Raw genomic sequence first — 19,379 nt, 5'->3', positions numbered from 1 at the left:
TGTGCGGGCATTTTATCCTATAAAAACCAAAAAACCCGCTCTAAAGCGGGTTTTCTTTTGAAATTACATTGTATTAACCAATCAATTTCTTCATTAACTCATTCACTTGAGCTGGGTTGGCTTTACCTTTTGCAGCTTTCATGACTTGACCAACCAGACCGTTAAAGGCTTTTTCTTTACCAGACTTGTACTCTTCAACCATTTTTTCATTGGCTGCAAGTACGTCTTTGATAATCGCTTCAATCGCACCTGTATCGGTTTCTTGCTTTAAGCCTTTCTCCGCAATAATGTCATCCGCAGATTTTCCTTCTGCTTCCCACATAAAGCCAAACACTTGCTTCGCGATTTTACCGTTAATGGTATTGTCGACAATACGTGCAATCATGCCACCTAATTGCTCAGCAGAAACAGGAGAGTCCGCCAATTCTAGGCCCGCTTTGTTTAAAGCACCTGAGAATTCACCCATTACCCAGTTTGCAGAGACTTTACCTTGCTTCGCACCGCCAGCAGCAGCCACAACAGCTTCGTAGAAGTCCGCCATTTCGCGTGACAGCGTCAATACATGCGCATCGTACTCAGTCACAGCAAAGTCAGCGATAAAGCGTGCACGGCGCGCTTTAGGCAGTTCTGGAAGGGCAGCACGTGCCGCTTCGATTTGTTCGTCAGCAATAATTACTGGCAACAAGTCTGGATCTGGGAAGTAGCGATAGTCGTTCGCTTCTTCTTTCGAACGCATTGAACGGGTTTCCATCTTGTTCGGATCGAACAAACGGGTTTCCTGATCAATCTCGCCGCCGTATTCCAAGATTTCCATTTGGCGTTCAATTTCAACATTGATCGCTTGCTCAATGAAACGGAATGAGTTGAGGTTTTTCAACTCGCAACGTGTACCAAAAGGTTGACCCGGACGACGGAGTGACACATTACAGTCGGCACGGAATGAACCTTCTGCCATGTTACCGTCAGAAATACCTAACCAACGCACTAGGGTGTGAATCGATTTGATATAGGCAACCGCTTCTTCAACCGAACGCATATCCGGCTCAGATACGATTTCAAGCAATGGTGTGCCCGCACGGTTTAAGTCGATACCCGACATACCTTCGAACTGGTCATGAATCGATTTACCTGCATCTTCTTCAAGATGGGCACGTGTTACGCCAATGCGCTTCACAGTGCCATCTTCGAGTTGGATGTCGATATGACCCAAACCCACAATCGGATTGTCCATCTGGCTGATCTGGTAGCCTTTTGGCGAATCTGGGTAGAAATAGTTCTTACGTGCAAACACAGAGGCTTGGTCGATATAGGCATCAATCCCCAAACCAAAACGAATTGCAAGATCAACCACTTCAGCATTCAATACTGGCAACACACCCGGCATGGCCAAATCAACAAGGCTGGCTTGCGTATTTGGGTCTTGACCAAATTCAGTCGATGAACCTGAAAAGATTTTAGACTTGGTCGCCAACTGCGTGTGGATCTCGATCCCGATAACGACTTCCCAACCGTCAATAAGCTTTAACTTTTGAGCTTCAGTCATTATGCATTCTCCTCAGCAATTGCCGCACGTTTGGTATGCCAGTCTGTATTTTGTTGATATTGATGCACAATCGAAAGCAATTGTGATTCTGACCAGTAGTTACCAATCAACTGTAAGCCCACAGGCAAGCTGTCTTTATCGAAACCTACAGGTGCGTTGATGGCTGGTAGACCTGCCAAGTTCACAGCAAGGGTATAGATATCGCCTAAATACATTTCAGTCGGGCTGAGATTCGCACCGATCTTATAGGCTGTGGTTGGTGCAGATGGCGCAGCAATCACGTCAACATTTCCAAATGCTTTCAAGAAATCTTGCTGGATCAAACGACGAACTTTTTGTGCTTTGACATAGTAGGCATCATAGTAACCCGCAGAAAGGGCATAAGTTCCGATCAAGATACGACGTTGTACTTCAGCACCAAAACCTTCTGAACGTGAGCGTTTGTACAAGTCCATTAAGTCCACAGGATTTTCACAACGGTAGCCATAACGTACACCGTCAAAACGTGACAGGTTCGAAGAAGCTTCCGCAGGCGCGATCAAGTAGTAAGTCGGTACATACGCTTCAGTCATGTTGAGATCAATCTCAACCAAGATCGCACCCATCTCTTCAAGCTTTTTCAATGATTCTTCAACGCGTGCTTTTACATCCGCGTCTAAACCTGCCACATTGAAGTATTGCTTTGGAATACCAATGCGTAGACCTTTCACTGCCGTACCGTTTAGGTTAGCAACATAATCATCCACTTCTTTGTTGATCGAAGTTGAGTCTTTGGCATCATGACCGGCAATCACATTCATCAAATAAGCACAGTCTTCCGCAGAACGTGCCATTGGACCGCCTTGGTCGAGAGATGATGCATACGCAATCATACCGAAGCGAGATACACGACCATAGGTTGGTTTTAAGCCTGTTAAGCCGCAGAATGAAGCAGGTTGACGAATTGAGCCACCTGTATCGGTACCTGTTGCGATTGGCGCAAGATCAGCCGCGACAGCTGCTGCAGAACCACCTGATGAACCACCCGGAACATGATCCAGTGCCCAAGGGTTAGAGGTTGCACCGACATAAGAGTTTTCAGAGGTTGAACCCATGGCGAATTCATCCATGTTCACTTTACCTAAAGTCACGAGACCCGCAGCTTTGGCTTTTGCAACAACCGTTGCATCATAAGGTGAAATGAAGTTATCCAGCATTTTTGAACCGGCAGTGGTTTTAATGCCTTGGGTACAAAAAATATCTTTGTGTGCAAGAGGAATACCTGCCAGCGCGTGTGCATTGCCCGCTTTCAGTGCAGCATCGGCTGCATTCGCTTCAGCAAGTGCCTGTTCTGCGGTAACCGTCACATAACTTTTTACTTTCGGGTCAATTTGGGCAATACGCTTTAAATAATGTTCAGTCAATTCGCGTGATGAAAATTGGGCTTGTTTTAAGCCTTCAGAGAGTTCACGGATTGATAAGCGATGTAAATCTGTCATATGAAAAATTTCTTTACATTCTAAATATAAAATATTGACTAATCGAATAAATCTTATTCAATTACGCGAGGTACGAGGTACAAACCTGCTTCTGTAGCAGGCGCGACCGCTTGATATTCATCACGATGGTTGCTTTCAGTCACAACGTCAGCGCGTAAGGGTTGCGGGTTGTCAAATGGGCTCTTTAAAGGCTCAACATCATCGGTATTAATGCCTTTCAAGCTTTCCATCATGCCAAGGATTTTATTCAAACTTTGAGCATATTCAGCAGATTGCGTGTCATTGAGAGATAAACGTGCAAGGTGTGCAATTTGCGAGACCGTTTGCGCATTTAAGTCAGTTGTCTGCTGAGCATCTGATGATGTAGACATAACTTTACCTAATTCAGTATTAAAAAATTTCAAAATATCGTGCGTTATAATAAGCGATTGACTTGTTCAAATCATCACATTTAGTTAAAGTTGCCACCTTGTATTCACACAAAGTTTAATTGAGAACGCCCCCGTGATTCTAAAACGACTAATTGGCTTGTTTTCGCCGGATTTAGCCATTGATTTAGGTACTGCAAATACACTTATTTATGCACCAGGCCGTGGCATTATATTAAATGAACCAACTGTTGTGGCAATTCGCCATAGTGGTTCACAAAAAATTGTTGCCGCTGTAGGTATTGATGCTAAACAAATGTTAGGCCGTACACCAGCGAATATTTCAGCAATTCGTCCGATGAAAGACGGTGTGATTGCTGATTTTGAAGTCACTGAGACCATGTTGAATCAGTTCATTGGCAAAGTGCATGAAAAGCGTTTATTCCCGCCAGCACCGCGTGTCGTGGTCTGTGTACCTTGTAAATCGACATTGGTTGAGCGTCGTGCGATTCGCGAAGCTGTATTTAATGCAGGTGCGCGTGATGTACGTTTAATCGAAGAGCCAATGGCTGCTGCAATTGGTGCGGGTATGCCTGTTGAGCAAGCATGTGGTTCGATGGTGGTCGATGTTGGTGGTGGTACCACTGAAATTGCAATCATTTCATTACAGGGTTGTGTCTACGCTGATTCATTACGTATCGGTGGTGATGTATTTGATGAGCAAATCATCAATTATGTGCGTAAAGCACACGGTTGTGTGATCGGGGAAACGACAGCCGAAGTCATTAAAAAAGAAGTGGGTATGGCTGTTGCTGATGGCAAGACCCTAGAGATCGAAGTTCGCGGTCGCAACTTGGCTGAGGGTGTACCTCGCGCGATTACGGTGACTTCTGATGAAATTACGCAGGCCATTTCTGATCCGTTACAAAGCATTGTGAGTGCTGTTAAATCTGCACTAGAACAAACGCCACCTGAATTGTCTTCGGATATTGCAGAGCGCGGTATTGTGTTGACAGGTGGTGGTGCATTATTGCGTAACCTAGATAAATTGCTTGCGCAAGAAACAGGTTTGCCTGTAATTGTTGCAGATGATCCTTTAACTTGTGTCACTCGTGGCGGCGGTAAAGTATTAGAGTTCTTTGACAATCCAAACCACGACATGCTTTTCGTTGGTTAAATCATAAGGACTAGGCGGTGCAACCGAATCTTTTTTCAAGACAACCGCCATCTTTTCGCTCATTTGTTATTGCGGTGATTACATGTTTGGTGGTGCTTTTCTTTGATTGGCGCATGCCTTATGTAATTCAACCTGCAAGGGATGTCTTGTACGCCGCGTATAATCCAATTTATGCGCTGGCAAGCTATCCTGTACTGTCGCGAGAATGGCTTAACCAACAAACCAAATCTGAAGCGCAATTGCGTCGTGAAAACACCGCAATGCAAGCTGAACTGCTACAAGCACAAGTCCGCCTCCAAAAACTTTCAGAACTCTCTGCGGAAAATAACCGTTTAAGAGGGCTTTTGGATACGCCATTGATTATTGATGGACGTATGCAAATTGCGGAAGTGATTGGAACGGATGCAGACCCATTGCGCCATATTATTATCATTAACCGTGGTTCAGTGGATCATTTAAGTGCGGGACAAACTGTTCTAGACGATAAAGGGATTATGGGGCAGATCATTAATGTCTATCCACATAGTGCCCGTATCATGTTGCTGTCTGATAAAGAGCATTCATTGTCTGTGCGTTTAGAGCGTACCGGAATGCGTGCGATTATTTCGGGTACTGGCGATTTGGGTCAACTCAAAATGGAATATGTGCCTACCAGTGCCAATATTCAGGTTGGGGACAAAGTCTTTAGTTCAGGTTTAGGCGAACATTTCCCAGCAGGTTATTTAGTGGGAACTGTGTCTAAAGTCAGTCGTCATACTTCAGGTGAGTTTGCTGAAATTGATGTTACTCCAGCAGCTCAACTTGCCAGTGGTCATCATGTTGTGGTGCTGTTCTCTGAATCCTTAGCGCAGGAGCAACCTTATGCCGATCGCTAAGCTCAATTATGAGAAACGCAAAGATCCGCTATGGATGATTATTCTATCCATCGTGATTGGTTCTGTATTGATGGTTTATCCAATGGCCTATGAGGCCTCGGGTTGGCGACCATCCATCATGCTAATGATTATGCTGTTCTGGATTCTCTATCAGCCTGTTTGGTGTGGTGTCTGGTTTGCTTTTGGCATGGGCCTGTTTGCCGACCTGCTGCTCGATGCACCGTTTGGCTTAAATGCACTCAGTTTTGTTGTAATCAGTTTCGGTATTCGCTATTTAATCCGTGAGCGCCGTATTCTCACTTTTGGGAATTCGTGGGTGATTGCGGTGATTGCGATTGTTGCACATATTACTTTTTTGTGGATTAGCCAGACCATTGCAGGTACACATTTTTCGATTGCGCGCCATTGGCAACCTGTTGTGACAAGTGTACTGGCATGGCCATTGGTTTATTATTGCTTACATAAATGGCGCATATAATTCTCGCATCAAGCTCGCCTCGTCGGCAGGAGCTACTACAGCAGTTGGGTTTGGACTTTGAAATCTATCGTCCAGATGTCGATGAGGCGGTGCATGAGGGTGAGACTGTTGAGCATTATGTTGAACGCTTGGCGCGCGAGAAGGCACAAGTCGTTTTAAATAAATATACTGACGCAATTGTGATTGCGGCAGATACCAGTTTAAGTTTTGCTGGGCAGATCATTGGTAAGCCAGAGTCAAAGCAACACGCTTTTTCCATCTGGTCGATGCTTTCTGGGCAATGGCATGATGTCTATTCCGGAATTTGTGTTGCAAGTTCTGCTCAGATTTTGAGTCGTGTGGTGAGAACGCAAGTTGAGTTACAGCAACTCAGTCATGCGGAAATGGAAAAATATTGGGCAACGGGCGAACCGATTGGTAAAGCAGGTGCTTATGCGATACAGGGAATTGCAGCACAATATATTCCACAAATTCGAGGCAGTTATAGCAATGTCGTGGGTTTGCCTTTGCATGAGATCGCACAGTTATTAGAAAGCGTTAAAGCCTAAGTATTTCAATACAGGGAACGACACTTTCGGGTATAAGAATTTTTATAAAATTTTGAGTTTGTTATGGCAGAAGAGTTGCTGATTAACGTCACGCCGATGGAATGTCGTGTGGCATTGATTGAAAATGGTACGGTCAATGAATTATTCGTTGAGCGAACTGTAAAACGTGGGTTAGTAGGTAATATCTACAAAGGTAAAGTGGTTCGTGTGCTACCAGGTATGCAAGCAGCCTTTGTTGATATTGGTTTGTCTCGAACCGCTTTTTTGCATATTAACGATATGGTGTGGTCGCGTTCGCAGCCTACCCCAAACGTTTTTGAGCTGTTACATCCGGGGCAGATGCTCACAGTCCAAGTCATGAAAGATATGTTGGGGACCAAAGGTGCTCGTCTAAGTACCGATCTTTCGATTCCATCGCGCTATCTCGTACTCATGCCGTATGGCAATCACATTGGTGTATCGCAGCGGATTGAGTCTGAAGAAGAGCGAGACCGCCTACGTAGTATCATTGAACATATTCAGGCAGAACATAATTTGCCGGGTAGTGTGATTGTGCGAACTGCGGCAGAAGGTGTCGATGAAGCTGCGATTGCACAAGATATGTGTTATCTCAGCAAACTTTGGGAATTTATTCAGCGTAAACAAAAAGAAGCGGCAACGGCTGAACTGATCTTTGAAGAATTGCCTTTACCGCAACGTATCATCAGAGATTTAGCCAGTGATGAAACGGCGAAGATCTATGTCGATTCACGCGAGATTCATGGCAAGCTCAGTGAGTTTGTCGATGAGTTTGTTCCGACGATTCAAAATCGCTTAATTCACTATCCTGGCGAAAAACCACTTTTCGATTTGTATAACGTCGAAGAAGATATTCAAAAAGCGTTGCAGACCCGTGTCGCACTCAAGTCTGGCGGCTATCTGATGATAGATCAGACCGAAGCGATGACCACGATTGATGTCAATACCGGCTCATATGTGGGTGGGCGTAGCTTAGAAGACACGGTATTTAAAACCAATATGGAAGCAACTCAAGTGATTGCAAGACAACTGCGTCTGCGTAATTTGGGGGGAATTCTGATTATTGATTTTATCGACATGCAGGAAGCTGAGCATCGTGAAGAAGTGATGCGCCAGTTTGAACGGATGCTGGAACGCGATCATGCGAAAACTAAAATTACCCAAGTTTCGGAGCTGGGCTTAGTTGAAATGACACGTAAACGGACCCGTGAATCATTGGAGCATTTGCTTTGTGAATCATGTCCAACCTGTCAAGGGCGGGGCTATGTGAAGACAGCAGAGACAGTATGTTACGAAATATTTCGAGAGATCATGCGTTATGCGCGTGCATTTGATTCCAAGGGTGGCTTTACTGTCGTTGCGCATCCAGCTGTGATCGATCGGCTATTAACAGCAGAAGCCCCAGCTGTCGCGGATTTAGAACATTTTGTGAAACGTGTGATCAAATTCCAAGTGGAAAATCTATATACGCAAGAGCAATACGATATCATTTTGACCTAAAGTTGTAACAAGATTTCGCTTAAGCCTTGTTACAACTGAAATTTTACTTTCTATCACGAATTTTAAATACTAGAACCATAAAATGAGCCATAGGTACTTTTGGGTCCCTTAGCAAATAATATGAGGTATATAACGATGAATGTGAGTGAAAGATTAGTGAACCACGGTTTCAAGCATGTTTTAGACAGTAACCCTGTAAATACATGCTATATGGTAGACAGCCAAGGTAAAGAAGTTCAGATTACTACGGCGATGATTCGTTCAGCCTGCCATCAACTGCTACAACGTTGTCGCACAATCAAAAAATAAGGGGCTACTGAAAGCCCCTTAATTTTTTCTCAATCCTTAATTCGCCACTTTCTGTGGTAAATCTTGAATCGCTTGCTCAAAGCGTTGAATTTCTTCTTCTAAATGGGTTAGTAAATTTTGCATTTTTGGCAAAGCATTACGACATGCAATCAAACCCACTTCCAGTTTATCTAAATAACTGGTCATGGTGATATTCAAAGCCTGTCCATCCATCACAATCGATGCAGGGTAGAGCGCATCTAACTTTGCACCATTCCAATATAAAGGTTCACGCGGACCTGGTACGTTTGAGATGACAAGGTTAAAGGCTTGACGCTTAGGTAACATGCCTGATGCAATATTCAAACCGGCTGGACCATACACAACTGCACTATAATTCAAAATCTCATTGGCAGTCATACGGCTAAAACGCTGTTTCGAGTTCTGTACGCTACGGCGAATAACTTCTAAACGCTCAATTGGGTCTTCAATATGGGTCGCAAGATTGGCCAAAATCATGGTGATACGATTGCTGACATCAGAATCATCGGTACGCAGTGATGCAGGAACCATCGCAATTAAAGGTTTCTTTGGCAAGCTGTTATGGCTGATTAGGTATTCACGTAAAGCACCTGAACATACCGGTAGAATCACGTCATTGAGCGTTACACCCAAAGATTTGGCAATACGACGGAAACGACCGAGTTCAAAGGATTGTGCGGCAAAACGACGTGAAGAACTCACGCGTTGGTTCAGAATAGAAGGTGGTGCTTGAAAGGTTGAGACATAATCTGGATTTTTGCCCATCTCTTTAAAAATGGTTTGCGACAGCTCTTGCATGACTTTAGGGGCAACTTCAAGCTGAGATTTAATCCCTTCCATCACACCTTTGATTTTGCTGACAGTCGGCGGCTTTGGTGCTTTGAGGCGTTTGGTTCGTTTACCTTCTACACACCAGAGTGGCACTACATGCTTTTCATTTGGATCTTGCGAAAGTGATTTTTCAATCAGACGCATACCTGCGACGCCGTCCACCATGGCATGGTGAATTTTGAAATACATGGCAAAACGGTTGCCTTCAATGCCTTCAATAATGTCGCAGGTCCAAAGAGGCTTGGCGCGATCAATCAAGGAGCTATGCTGCTGTGAAATATAAACCAGTAATTCACGGATACGTCCAGGATTTGGCAGCGCAATATGGCGGAAGTGGTGATCCAGATCAAATTCGCTGTCTTCGCCCCAGAACAAACCATTCAGTTGATTGTTAAATGGCGGGACAGGAATACTTTTTGATTGGCGAATTTCATTGACGAGATCGTGCACAAACGTGGGTGATGCATTCTCTGGAAGCTCGAATAAAAACAATCCGCCTACATGCATAGGCTGTTGCCTTTTCTCTAGCGAGAGAAAGATAAAATCAATGGGGTGTAGTGGGCGCATAGCAGATCTAGCCTCTCATCGCATTTTTTCTAAGATACTCTCGAAGAGCTCTTATTAGAATTATTGGAACCGTTCTGCGCAGTATATACTGTTTGTTCTGGTTAAAATATGACTTTAGACAGGCGAGTCAGGAAAAATAAAACCACTGACGAATCAGTGGTTTTAATATACCAAATCTGTAATTGATTATTTTTTTAGGTTGCCTGCGTGCAAACCACATTCTTTATGCGTGGCCTCTTCCCACCACCAACGACCTTCGCGTTCATGTTGATTTGGCAGCACCGCACGTGTACATGGTTCGCAACCAATTGAAGTAAAACCGCGTTCGTGCAATGGGTTATATGGAATTTCCATCATGCGGATATAACTCCAGACATCGGCACTGCTCCAATTTGCAAGCGGGTTATATTTGATCAATTGCTTGCCTTCACCCGAAAAACCAGCATCAGCTTGAACCACAGGTACTTCGCTACGGGTTGGACTTTGATCCTTACGTTGGCCAGTAATCCATCCATCCAATGTTGCCAGTTTCTTGCGCAGAGGTTGTACTTTACGGATTCCACAACATTCCTGATGTCCATCTTCAAAAAAGCTAAACAAGCCTTTTTCAGTCACGAATTGCTGAACAGCAGCAGACTCAGGGAAGCAAATTTCAATATCGATTTTATAGTGCTTACGAACAGTTTCAATGAATTGGTAAGTCTCTGCATGTAAACGCCCCGTATCCAAACTAAAAACACGGAAGGGTTTGCCAAGACGAGAAGCAATATCAATTAAAACAACATCTTCTGCGCCTGAAAATGAAATTGCGATTTCACCTTGCTGGCTTAACGCAAGTGCTAAAATTTCTCGTGGCGATTTATCTGCATATTCAGCAGCGAGCGCATCTACAAGGTCAATAGTCGGAATAACAGTCATGGATGTTCCTGGCGATAGGCTTGGGCACAATTGTAAATCAATCGAAGCAAAGCAGTGTGCTTGTCATTGATTTTAATCTTGCAGAATAAAATGATTTTATTCAACAACAGCGCAAAAATTGAATAATCTTAGTGCTATGATACAGCAATTTTTAACCAACATTGGAAGCATTCATGGAAATCGTATGCCTAGATCTTGAAGGGGTGTTAGTTCCAGAAATCTGGATTAACTTTGCAAAAAAAACAGGGATTAAAGAACTCGAAGCAACTACACGTGACATTCCAGATTACGATGTACTGATGACACAACGTTTGAATATCTTAAAACAACATGGCTTGGGATTGAATGATATTCAAGCTGTGATTGCTGATATGGGACCATTTGAAGGCGCGAAAGAATTTGTTGAATGGGTACGTACTCATTTCCAATTGATTATTTTATCTGATACTTTTTATGAGTTTGCGCATCCACTCATGAAGCAATTGGGATGGCCAACGATTTTCTGTCATAAGCTTGAAACTGATGAAAATGGCATGATTACTGCGTATAAATTACGTCAACCTGATCAAAAGCGTCAGGCGGTAAAAGCATTACATGGTTTGAACTTCCGTGTCATTGCAGCAGGTGATTCTTATAACGATACCACGATGCTGGGTGAAGCTGATCATGGTTTCTTATTTGATGCACCAGCCAATGTGATTGCAGAATTTCCACAGTTCCCACCATTGCATGGTTATGAGGCATTAAAACAGGCGATTCGTTCGGTATCGCAACGTGATATTCCTGAATAATGAATTTTCTCCAGCTTTCTTTTAAGTATGTTGGAGAAAATTAAAAGATAAAAGGCGCCTAAATAGCGCCTTTTATCTTGGGTCGATAGTTAGAATTTATAACCAATCTTTAAACCATAAGCGATGGCATCATTATTTTCAAATTCAGCCACATAACCAGGTGTGTTGAATTGTGAACCTGATTGAGCTTTGGCATCGCCGAGCCAGAAATATTTCACGCCACCCGCAATAAAGGTTGCAGGTGTAGGACTATATTGAACACCGATACCGACATTCCAATAACCTTCAGTTGGACCCAGTGTAGTTACAGGGTTACCTGCACCAGAATCCCAACCCACAGATACATTTCCTGCCCATTGATCATTCAGTTTACGACCAACGCCTGCGGTAATTGAGTATTGATCTTCGGTATATGCAACCAGATCAAAACCGTCTTTTTTACCTGTTGAAGCAACGATTGGAGGTAATGTTGAAGCAGCACCAAATTTATATGGACGAATGGCAAAATCTTTCCAGTTCACCCAGCGTAAATTCGCAAACGCAACGGTGTTTTCCATAATCCCTGTTTGGAAATCAAGGTTAACCGATTGAGGGGTGGTGATTTCAGTTGTGCCTGTTGAATGATTGATTTTATTTAAAATCGCATCAAAACCCGCATTACCAGTCATACCTGCGATGCCATGTGTTTCATAAGCATTCATTTCATGCTTGATTTTGGCACGATAGGTCAAAGAGGTTTTGAGTGCGATTTCAGGAATTTGATAAGCAACCCCTGCTAACCAACCGACTGCTTCATCACGGCCTGTTTTAAAATCATAACCACTATAGGCACTATAGCTCTGACCACGTAATAACACGGTGCTGTCTAAAGTTTGATAAACCGCACCCGCATAAAGGTTCCAGTTTTGTGTTGGTTGATAACCGAATAACAAGTTTAAGTTTTCAGTATCGACCGTAACTGATGTACCACCTTTAAAAGGTAAAGGGCGGCTTTCGATAAAGTTACTTTTGCCTGTGTATTCTGCATCCGCCCCATAAGGCTGATCATAGATCAAACCAATCGAGAATTTATCCGTTGCTTGAATTTTTAGGGCAGCATTTGGCGAGTAATAATGATTCGCCATATTCCCTGTATTGTTTTGAGATGTGTCCTTACCTGATACATTGGGATCAAGAACAGTAAGACCTGCTTCAAAATAGTTATTTGGCTGTAAAAATGCTGCAATTGATTGACCTGAGCGATCCAGTGCTGCGGCAAATGTTGTCGTTGTTGGAACTAAGCTAAGTAGAAGAGCCGTTTGAATAGCATTCAGCTTCATTAATATGTTCTCTCAAATCACTTTGTAACAGAATGGCGCGAAAAGTATCATAATTTTTATGCGCTTAAATATTTTACAAATGTCAATAAATGAACTGATAAAGTCACGAAAAATGCTTGAGCATTCATGTTTTCTATTGATGCATCTAAACGTACAAGAGGGTGTGTGTTTATTGATCTATTAATTTGATTTTGTTGATTAAAACATAATAAAAAAGGTCATCCTAAGATGACCTTCTCTTTTCTAAAAATTGATTAGAATTTATAACCAATTTTTAAGCCATATGCGAGTGCATTGTTGTCTTCAAACTTCGCAACGTAATCATTGCTACCTGCTTGAGCACCAGTTTGTGCCTTAGCATCACCTAACCAGAAGTATTTTACACCACCAGCGATGAATGTAGCAGGGGTTGGGCTATATTGAACACCAACACCAACGTTCCAGTAGCCTTCTGTTGGGCCTAAAGTTGTTACAGGGTTACCTGCGCCAGAATCCCAACCCACAGAAACGTTACCAGCCCACTGTTCACTCAGTTTACGACCAACACCAGCGTTTACAGACCATTGGTCATCCGAATATTCAACTAGGTTAAAACCATTTGCTTTACCTGGTACTAGGCCTGCACCACCTAATACTTTAGATAACTCGCCAAATTTATATGGTTGAATAGAGAAGTCTTTCCAGTTCACCCAACGAACGTTTGCAAATGCAACAGTGTTCGCCATGATACCAGTCTGGAAATCTAAGTTAACAGATTGAGGAGTCGTAATTTTTGTTTTCTTATCAGCATTTAATCCTGCAAGTTTAGTTGGATCAACACCTAAACCTGTAAGTACGTTTGTTAAACCAGGAAAAGCTAATAAAGATAAATCTTCTTTGATGTTCACATCGTGATCGATTTCTGAACGGTAAGTTAAAGAAGCTTTTAACGCAATTTCAGGAATTTGGTATGCAGCACCTGCTAACCAACCCACACCAGTTGTTTCTTTAATATTTGCATCATAACCATTGTAAACGCTGTAAGCTTCACCACGAAGGCTAACATTACCTTTTACAGTTTGAAGCACTGGACCCGCATAGAAATTCAGGTTTTTATTTGGTTGGAATCCAAAAACCATAGAAAGGTTTTGAGTATCAACTTCAACTTGTGTGCTATTTGAACCTGTGCTTGAGCCAAGGTAGCCTTTTGCTGCATTTAACGCTGCTTGAGTTTGTTGTAGTTTTTGAAGACCAGCACCTACGGCAGCATTACCACCTAGTGCAACTCGTTGTAATGCACCTAAAATTTCTTGTTGAGTAGGATTTGTTGGGTCTTTTGCAACTTGTTGAAGAGCTGGTCCGAATGAAGAACCAGCAGCTTGAACTAACTGACCAACAGATTTGGTTGATAAATCGTTTAGAGATTTTTGATTTAAAACACCGTCAGTTGGGCTAGAAACGAATACATTGTTACCAGTATATTTTGCATCAGCACCAAATGGTTGATCATAAATAAGACCAAAAGAAATGTTGTCAGTCAGTTGCAGTTTTAATGCTGCGCTAGGGAAATAATAATCATCACCCATATCGCCAATTTTACGAGTGGTCGATGATGTACCAGCTTCCTGACCTTTAACTGTTGGGTCTAGAACCGAAAGACCAGCTTCAAAATAGTTACCCGGCTGTAAAAATGCAGACATAGATTGACCTGAACGGTCTAACGCTGCTGCAAAAACTCCAGTTGCAGGTAGCGTTGCTAAGATCATGGCAGTGCTAAGATGTTTTAATTTCATTGTAATCTTTCCTTGAACTTCAAGATTCTTAAGTGTTAAGAAGCTATGATCTGACAACAAAAAAGTTATCTATCGTGATTGGCTATAACTTCATGTAACAAAAATACCATAATTAAAATAAGAGTAAATGTTCTAAATGAACTAAGCAGTACGCTGGATTAGATGAAAATGGATAAAAATAAATCTTAAAAAATTTATATACATATGTGTTTTTATTTGTAAAATAATGATAAATATAAATTATTATTTTAAAATAGTAATCGTTCTTTTTTGCATTTTTCCCAAAAAAGTTTTTTATTTGGTCAAAGATTTTTTGTAAAAAATGAGATTTATTTCTCCATATTTTCTTTTTAGGTAAAAATTTCAGCGCATTAGAACATCGTTGAATAATTTTACGCAGAATTTACGTCTACTGGTTTTTTCAATATAGAGAATTTACGTCCTTCATTTCCATACTAACGCTAACCTATTTTTAAATGGCATATGCTATGTGGGAATTTATCTCTGTATTTGTCCTTTCATTACTGCTGGCTTATCCGCTCGGTGCTTATCTTGCAGATGTGATGCAAGCAAAGCCAATGAAAAGTGACGCGTTGTTTAAATGGATTGAACAACCCATTTATGCTGTGTTGGGCGTTAAGCGTAGTGGAATGAATTGGCGGCAATATTTAACGGCATTTGTGCTCAGTAATATTTTACTGCTCGCTGCAAGTGTCACTATTTTAATGACTCAAGCATGGTTACCACTCAACCCTGATCATATTCCAAATATGAATTGGGATCTGGCTTTACATACCAGCATTTCATTTCTGACCAATACCAACCAACAACACTATTCAGGACAGGCTCAACTGTCTTATCTATCGCAAATGACAGTCATTGTTGGATTGCAATATTTATCGCCAATTATTGGGCTGGCTTTGTTGGTGGCAATGTTGCGAGCTTTATTTTTGCAATCAGGTCGAGAAGAAGGCTCGGATAAAAAAAATTGGAATACGATTAATTTAGGTAATTACTGGATGGATATCGTCCGACCATTATTTCGATTCTTTATTCCATTAGGTCTTATTTTTTCTTTGCTACTCACTTTTCAAGGCGTGCCTGCAACACTATCTGCCGGTCCAACCGCACAGGTCTTGGATCAAAGCACAGAAGTAAAAAACCAACATATTCCATTGGGTCCTGTTGCGCCGATGGTGGCGATTAAACAATTGGGGAGCAATGGTGGTGGCTGGTATGGTCCAAATAGTAGTGTGCCTTTAGAAAATCCAACGCCGTTATCCAATGTGATCGAGATGATCGCGATTTTACTGATTCCATTGTCTGTGGTGTTTATGGTGGGACGCTTTATCCAACGTAAGAAATTGATGTGGATGATTTTTGGCACCATGCTACTCATGTCATTGGCTTCAACCTCATTAACGTTGTGGACTGAAAAATCATCTTTAAGTGTTAATGCCGCGTTGATGGAAGGGAAAGAGCTTCGTTTCGGTGCGGATGCATCTGCATTATGGGGAAGTTTGACCACGCAAGTGAATAACGGTTCGGTCAATATGATGCATGATTCTGCCTCACCACTGACAGGATTGGTTGAACTATGCAATATGTTGATCAATGCCATTTGGGGCGGGATTGGTTGTGGCTTATTGCAGTTCTTTATTTACCTGTTTCTTGCTGTCTTTATCGCGGGCTTGATGACGGGGCGTACTCCTGAGTTATTTGGCCGAAAAATTGAAGTGACTGAAATTAAGTTGTTAGCACTGGTGATTCTATTACAGCCTGTGGTGATTCTTGGCTTAACAGCCATCGCCATTGCTTTCCCATCCATGACCGGGAATTCAAATCCAGCATTTCACGGCATCAGCCAAGTGTTTTATGAGTATGTCTCTGCTTATGCCAACAATGGTTCTGGTTTTGAAGGTTTAGGCGATAACACTCTGTGGTGGAATCTGAGTGCCAGTGTCGCGTTATTGGCAGGTCGTTACAGCGTACTGATCATCCCTGTGTTGATTGCAGTCAGTTTGGCTACCAAAGCTCAAGCAACAGAAAGCAAAGGTTCTTTACATATTGAGTCACCGACATTTGCACTGACCTTAATCGGGATCGTGTTAATTCTCACCTTATTGCAATTCATGCCAGTGTTGGTGATTGGGCCAATTGCTGACTACTTGTCTATAAAAGTTTAAGTGTGGAGCAAGCACAATGAAACATTCAAATGCGACACAACAAATGGATATTTTGAATAAAGAAATTATTCAACAAACCTTTCATAAACTGTTGCCACAGTATGCTTTTAAAAACCCAGTGATGGCCTGTGTCTGGGTGGGAACAATCTTAACGATTATTGCAACCTTGATGGGCAGTGCCAGTTTAGGTTTTGGTTTGGTACTGAGCTTGATTCTATTGGTGACGGTCTTATTCGCCAATTATGCAGAAGCGGTTGCAGAAGCCAAAGGTCGAGGACAAGCAGCATCATTGCGTCAGGCCCGTGAAAACTTAACCGCAAATCGTATCCTCGATTTAAATGCGGTACCGAATACGATTTCTGCCAATCTACTTAAAAAAGATGATCTTGTCGTTGTTAAAGCAGGTGAGATAGTCCCAGCGGATGGGGAGATTATTCAAGGCTTTGCCACCATCAATGAATCAGCTGTTACAGGGGAGTCTGCGCCTGTATTACGTGAAGCTCATACCGATCGTTCGGGGGTGATTGGCGGCACCAAAGTTTTGTCCGATGAAATTATTATTCGGGTCAGTAATGAAGCAGGTCATAGCTTTTTGGACCGTATGATTGCCTTGGTGGAAGGCGCCAACCGCCAAAAAACGCCCAATGAGATCGCACTGAGTATTTTGCTTAACATCATGACTATTACCTTTATTGTGGTGGTGGCAAGCTTACCTTTTATTGGTTCCATGGTGGGGATCAAAATCAGCATCGTCTTGTTGATTGCACTGTTGGTATGTTTGATTCCAACCACGATTGGAGGCCTGTTGCCTGCAATTGGGATTGCGGGGATGAACCGTGCTTTAAAAGCCAATGTCTTGGCTAAATCAGGGAAAGCCGTGGAAGTTGCGGGTGATATTGATGTGTTGTTGTTGGATAAGACCGGCACGATCACCTATGGCGACCGCCAAGCGACTGCTTTTTATCCATTGGCGGGCGTGAGCCCAAGTGAATTGCGCCAAGCAGCCATGCTAACTTCTTTTGCTGATCCAACTCCTGAAGGTAAATCCGTGGTGAGTTTGGGTAAAGAAATGGGAGAGAGCATTCGTGAGCCTCAAGATGCCGAATTCATTCAGTTTAGTGCCTCGACACGTTTATCTGGGGTGGACTTAGTCACGGGGCAAAAGATTCGTAAAGGTGCCGTGGACGCGATTCTTAAATTTACCAACCAAGAAATCAAGGATAACGTTGAGCTTAAGACTCGTGTCGAACAAGTGGCATCAAAAGGTGCAACCCCGCTTGTGGTGGCTTCGAATCACAGCATTTTAGGGGTGATTGAGCTCTCGGATGTAATCAAGTCTGGGATTAAAGAACGTTTTGCACTGTTACGTGAGATGGGTATTAAAACCATTATGGTTACAGGAGACAATCCGTTGACTGCAGCAGCGATTGCCGCAGAAGCGGGTGTGGATGATTATATTGCAGAGGCCAAACCTGAAGATAAATTGGCTTGCATCCGTAAAGAACAAGCCGCAGGTAAACTGGTGGCAATGGTGGGTGACGGTACTAATGATGCACCTGCATTGGCTCAGGCTGATATTGGCTTAGCCATGAATTCAGGTACTCAAGCCGCAAAAGAAGCAGGCAATATGGTGGACTTGGATTCCGATCCAACTAAACTGCTGGATGTGGTGGAAATTGGGAAGCAACAATTGATTACCCGTGGTGCCTTAACTACTTTTTCCTTGGCAAATGATGTCTCCAAATACTTTGTGATCTTACCTGCATTGTTTGCAGTAGCAATTCCACAACTTGGGGCGTTGAATATTCTGCAACTCAGTAGTCCAAGCAGTGCAGTAATTTCGGCCTTGATTTTTAATGCACTGATTATTCCGATGTTGATCCCATTGGCATTGAGAGGGGTGCAATTCAAACCCGCCAGTGCATTGCAATTGTTACGCCGTAATATGCTGATTTACGGTGTAGGTGGCGTGATCTTTCCGTTTATTGCGATCAAGTTGATTGACCTTATTGTGTCATTGTGGATTTAGGAGTGAGAGATGAATACTTTATTGAATCATGAGCAATTGAATAAACAGGACCTACCATTATCCAATCCAGTACATTCGATGTTACGTCCAAGCCTTGGTTTGATCTTGGTGGGCTTCCTTGTCGCAGGTGTCTTATATTCTGCTGTGAGTGTATCGATTGCCCAGTTAATTTTTCCGAAGCAGGCCAATGGTAGCTTAATCCAACTTGATGGCAGAATTGTTGGTTCAAGTTTGGTGGGGCAAAATTTTGTTGCTGAACAATATTTCCATGGCCGCCCCAGTGCGGTAAGTTACAATGTTGATGGGATGGCAGGCAGTAATTTGGCGGTTTCTAATCCTGACTTACAAAAACAAATGAAGGAAAGAACAGTGCAATTTGCTCACAATAATCACATTTCAGAACAGCAGGTACCGAACGATATGGTTACGGCATCAGGCAGTGGGATTGATCCTGATATTTCACCTGAGAGTGCATTATTACAAGTGAAACGAGTGGCACAACAACGCCATTTAGCAGAGCAGCAATTGCGAGATTTAGTGCAACAACAGATTCAGCCTGCACAGCTTAGTTTATATGGGCAAGCACGAGTCAATGTACTGCAGTTGAATCTAGCCTTAGACCAATTGTCATCTACACCTCGTTAGTAGAGT

The 19,379-nt window shown here is 42.7% G+C and carries 17 protein-coding genes; 10 read left to right on the top strand and 7 right to left on the bottom strand.

Translation table 11 applies throughout. The features are described 5' to 3' along the window. Positions 1–73 precede the first annotated feature (73 nt). The 3 genes from gatB to gatC are packed head-to-tail and all read right to left on the bottom strand — an operon-like array spanning position 74 to position 3,392. Positions 74–1,543: an Asp-tRNA(Asn)/Glu-tRNA(Gln) amidotransferase subunit GatB gene (gene gatB, locus F902_RS19075; RefSeq protein ID WP_005206021.1), complete on the bottom strand. Its 1,470-nt coding sequence runs from the start codon at positions 1,541–1,543 to the stop codon at positions 74–76. Beyond that, the gene (gene gatA, locus F902_RS19070) at positions 1,543–3,021 is read right to left on the bottom strand and encodes an Asp-tRNA(Asn)/Glu-tRNA(Gln) amidotransferase subunit GatA (protein ID WP_005206020.1); all 1,479 of its coding nucleotides are present in this window, start codon (positions 3,019–3,021) and stop codon (positions 1,543–1,545) included. Before gatA ends, gatB begins: the two co-directional genes overlap by 1 nt. 53 nt (positions 3,022–3,074) lie before the next feature. After that, entirely contained in the window at positions 3,075–3,392 is a 318-nt protein-coding gene (gene gatC / locus F902_RS19065; RefSeq protein ID WP_004652310.1) for an Asp-tRNA(Asn)/Glu-tRNA(Gln) amidotransferase subunit GatC, read from the bottom strand. A gap of 133 nt (positions 3,393–3,525) precedes the next feature. Between gatC and F902_RS19060 the strand changes: the two genes are divergently transcribed. The 6 genes from F902_RS19060 to F902_RS22310 all read left to right on the top strand — a co-directional run bounded on the left by F902_RS19060 (position 3,526) and on the right by F902_RS22310 (position 8,294). After that, the gene (locus F902_RS19060; protein WP_004652309.1) at positions 3,526–4,566 is read left to right on the top strand and encodes a rod shape-determining protein; all 1,041 of its coding nucleotides are present in this window, start codon (positions 3,526–3,528) and stop codon (positions 4,564–4,566) included. A gap of 17 nt (positions 4,567–4,583) precedes the next feature. Next, entirely contained in the window at positions 4,584–5,441 is an 858-nt protein-coding gene (gene mreC / locus F902_RS19055) for a rod shape-determining protein MreC (RefSeq protein ID WP_004802987.1), read from the top strand. Continuing rightward, entirely contained in the window at positions 5,428–5,919 is a 492-nt protein-coding gene (mreD, locus tag F902_RS19050) for a rod shape-determining protein MreD (protein ID WP_005206019.1), read from the top strand. The genes mreC and mreD overlap by 14 nt, the downstream gene beginning before the upstream one ends. Then, a complete protein-coding gene (locus F902_RS19045) occupies positions 5,907–6,467 on the top strand; it encodes a Maf-like protein (RefSeq protein ID WP_005206018.1) in 561 nt (186 codons plus the stop codon). The genes mreD and F902_RS19045 overlap by 13 nt, the downstream gene beginning before the upstream one ends. Positions 6,468–6,530: 63 nt before the next feature. Next, on the top strand, positions 6,531–7,985 hold the full coding sequence (gene rng, locus F902_RS19040; protein ID WP_005206016.1) for a ribonuclease G: 1,455 nt from the start codon (positions 6,531–6,533) through the stop codon (positions 7,983–7,985). A 135-nt stretch (positions 7,986–8,120) separates the two neighbouring features. Beyond that, positions 8,121–8,294: a PA1571 family protein gene (locus F902_RS22310; RefSeq protein ID WP_004775299.1), complete on the top strand. Its 174-nt coding sequence runs from the start codon at positions 8,121–8,123 to the stop codon at positions 8,292–8,294. Between the two features lie 36 nt (positions 8,295–8,330). Here the strand turns inward: F902_RS22310 and F902_RS19035 are convergent, their stop codons facing one another. Then, the gene (locus F902_RS19035; protein ID WP_005206014.1) at positions 8,331–9,713 is read right to left on the bottom strand and encodes a WS/DGAT/MGAT family O-acyltransferase; all 1,383 of its coding nucleotides are present in this window, start codon (positions 9,711–9,713) and stop codon (positions 8,331–8,333) included. Positions 9,714–9,899: 186 nt separating this feature from the next. Continuing rightward, positions 9,900–10,631 (bottom strand): phosphoadenylyl-sulfate reductase, encoded by a 732-nt coding sequence (locus F902_RS19030; RefSeq protein ID WP_005206012.1) that lies wholly within the window; start codon positions 10,629–10,631, stop codon positions 9,900–9,902. 173 nt (positions 10,632–10,804) lie between these two features. On the opposite strand from F902_RS19030, the gene thrH reads away from it, so the two are divergent. Next, on the top strand, positions 10,805–11,422 hold the full coding sequence (gene thrH, locus F902_RS19025; protein WP_004652299.1) for a bifunctional phosphoserine phosphatase/homoserine phosphotransferase ThrH: 618 nt from the start codon (positions 10,805–10,807) through the stop codon (positions 11,420–11,422). An 89-nt stretch (positions 11,423–11,511) separates the two neighbouring features. Here the strand turns inward: thrH and F902_RS19020 are convergent, their stop codons facing one another. Then, entirely contained in the window at positions 11,512–12,741 is a 1,230-nt protein-coding gene (locus tag F902_RS19020; protein WP_004803000.1) for an OmpP1/FadL family transporter, read from the bottom strand. Positions 12,742–12,995: 254 nt separating this feature from the next. After that, positions 12,996–14,513, bottom strand: coding sequence for an outer membrane protein transport protein (locus F902_RS19015; RefSeq protein WP_005206009.1), 1,518 nt, complete (start codon positions 14,511–14,513; stop codon positions 12,996–12,998). A 488-nt stretch (positions 14,514–15,001) separates the two neighbouring features. Here F902_RS19015 and kdpA point away from each other — a divergent pair, with 488 nt between their 5' ends. The 3 genes from kdpA to kdpC are packed head-to-tail and all read left to right on the top strand — an operon-like array spanning position 15,002 to position 19,373. Continuing rightward, complete coding sequence (kdpA, locus tag F902_RS19010; protein WP_017402223.1) at positions 15,002–16,699, top strand: potassium-transporting ATPase subunit KdpA; 1,698 nt, start codon at positions 15,002–15,004, stop codon at positions 16,697–16,699. Positions 16,700–16,715: 16 nt separating this feature from the next. Next, positions 16,716–18,728, top strand: coding sequence for a potassium-transporting ATPase subunit KdpB (gene kdpB / locus F902_RS19005; protein ID WP_005206005.1), 2,013 nt, complete (start codon positions 16,716–16,718; stop codon positions 18,726–18,728). Positions 18,729–18,737: 9 nt separating this feature from the next. After that, positions 18,738–19,373 (top strand): potassium-transporting ATPase subunit KdpC, encoded by a 636-nt coding sequence (kdpC, locus tag F902_RS19000; protein ID WP_005206003.1) that lies wholly within the window; start codon positions 18,738–18,740, stop codon positions 19,371–19,373. The last annotated feature ends 6 nt before the right edge of the window (positions 19,374–19,379 follow it).

This window comes from Acinetobacter higginsii (genome assembly GCF_000369525.1).
Taxonomy (GTDB): Bacteria; Pseudomonadota; Gammaproteobacteria; order Pseudomonadales; family Moraxellaceae; genus Acinetobacter; species Acinetobacter higginsii.
The sequence above is the reverse complement of the archived record's forward strand: the minus strand, read 5'-3'. Positions and strand labels throughout refer to the sequence as shown.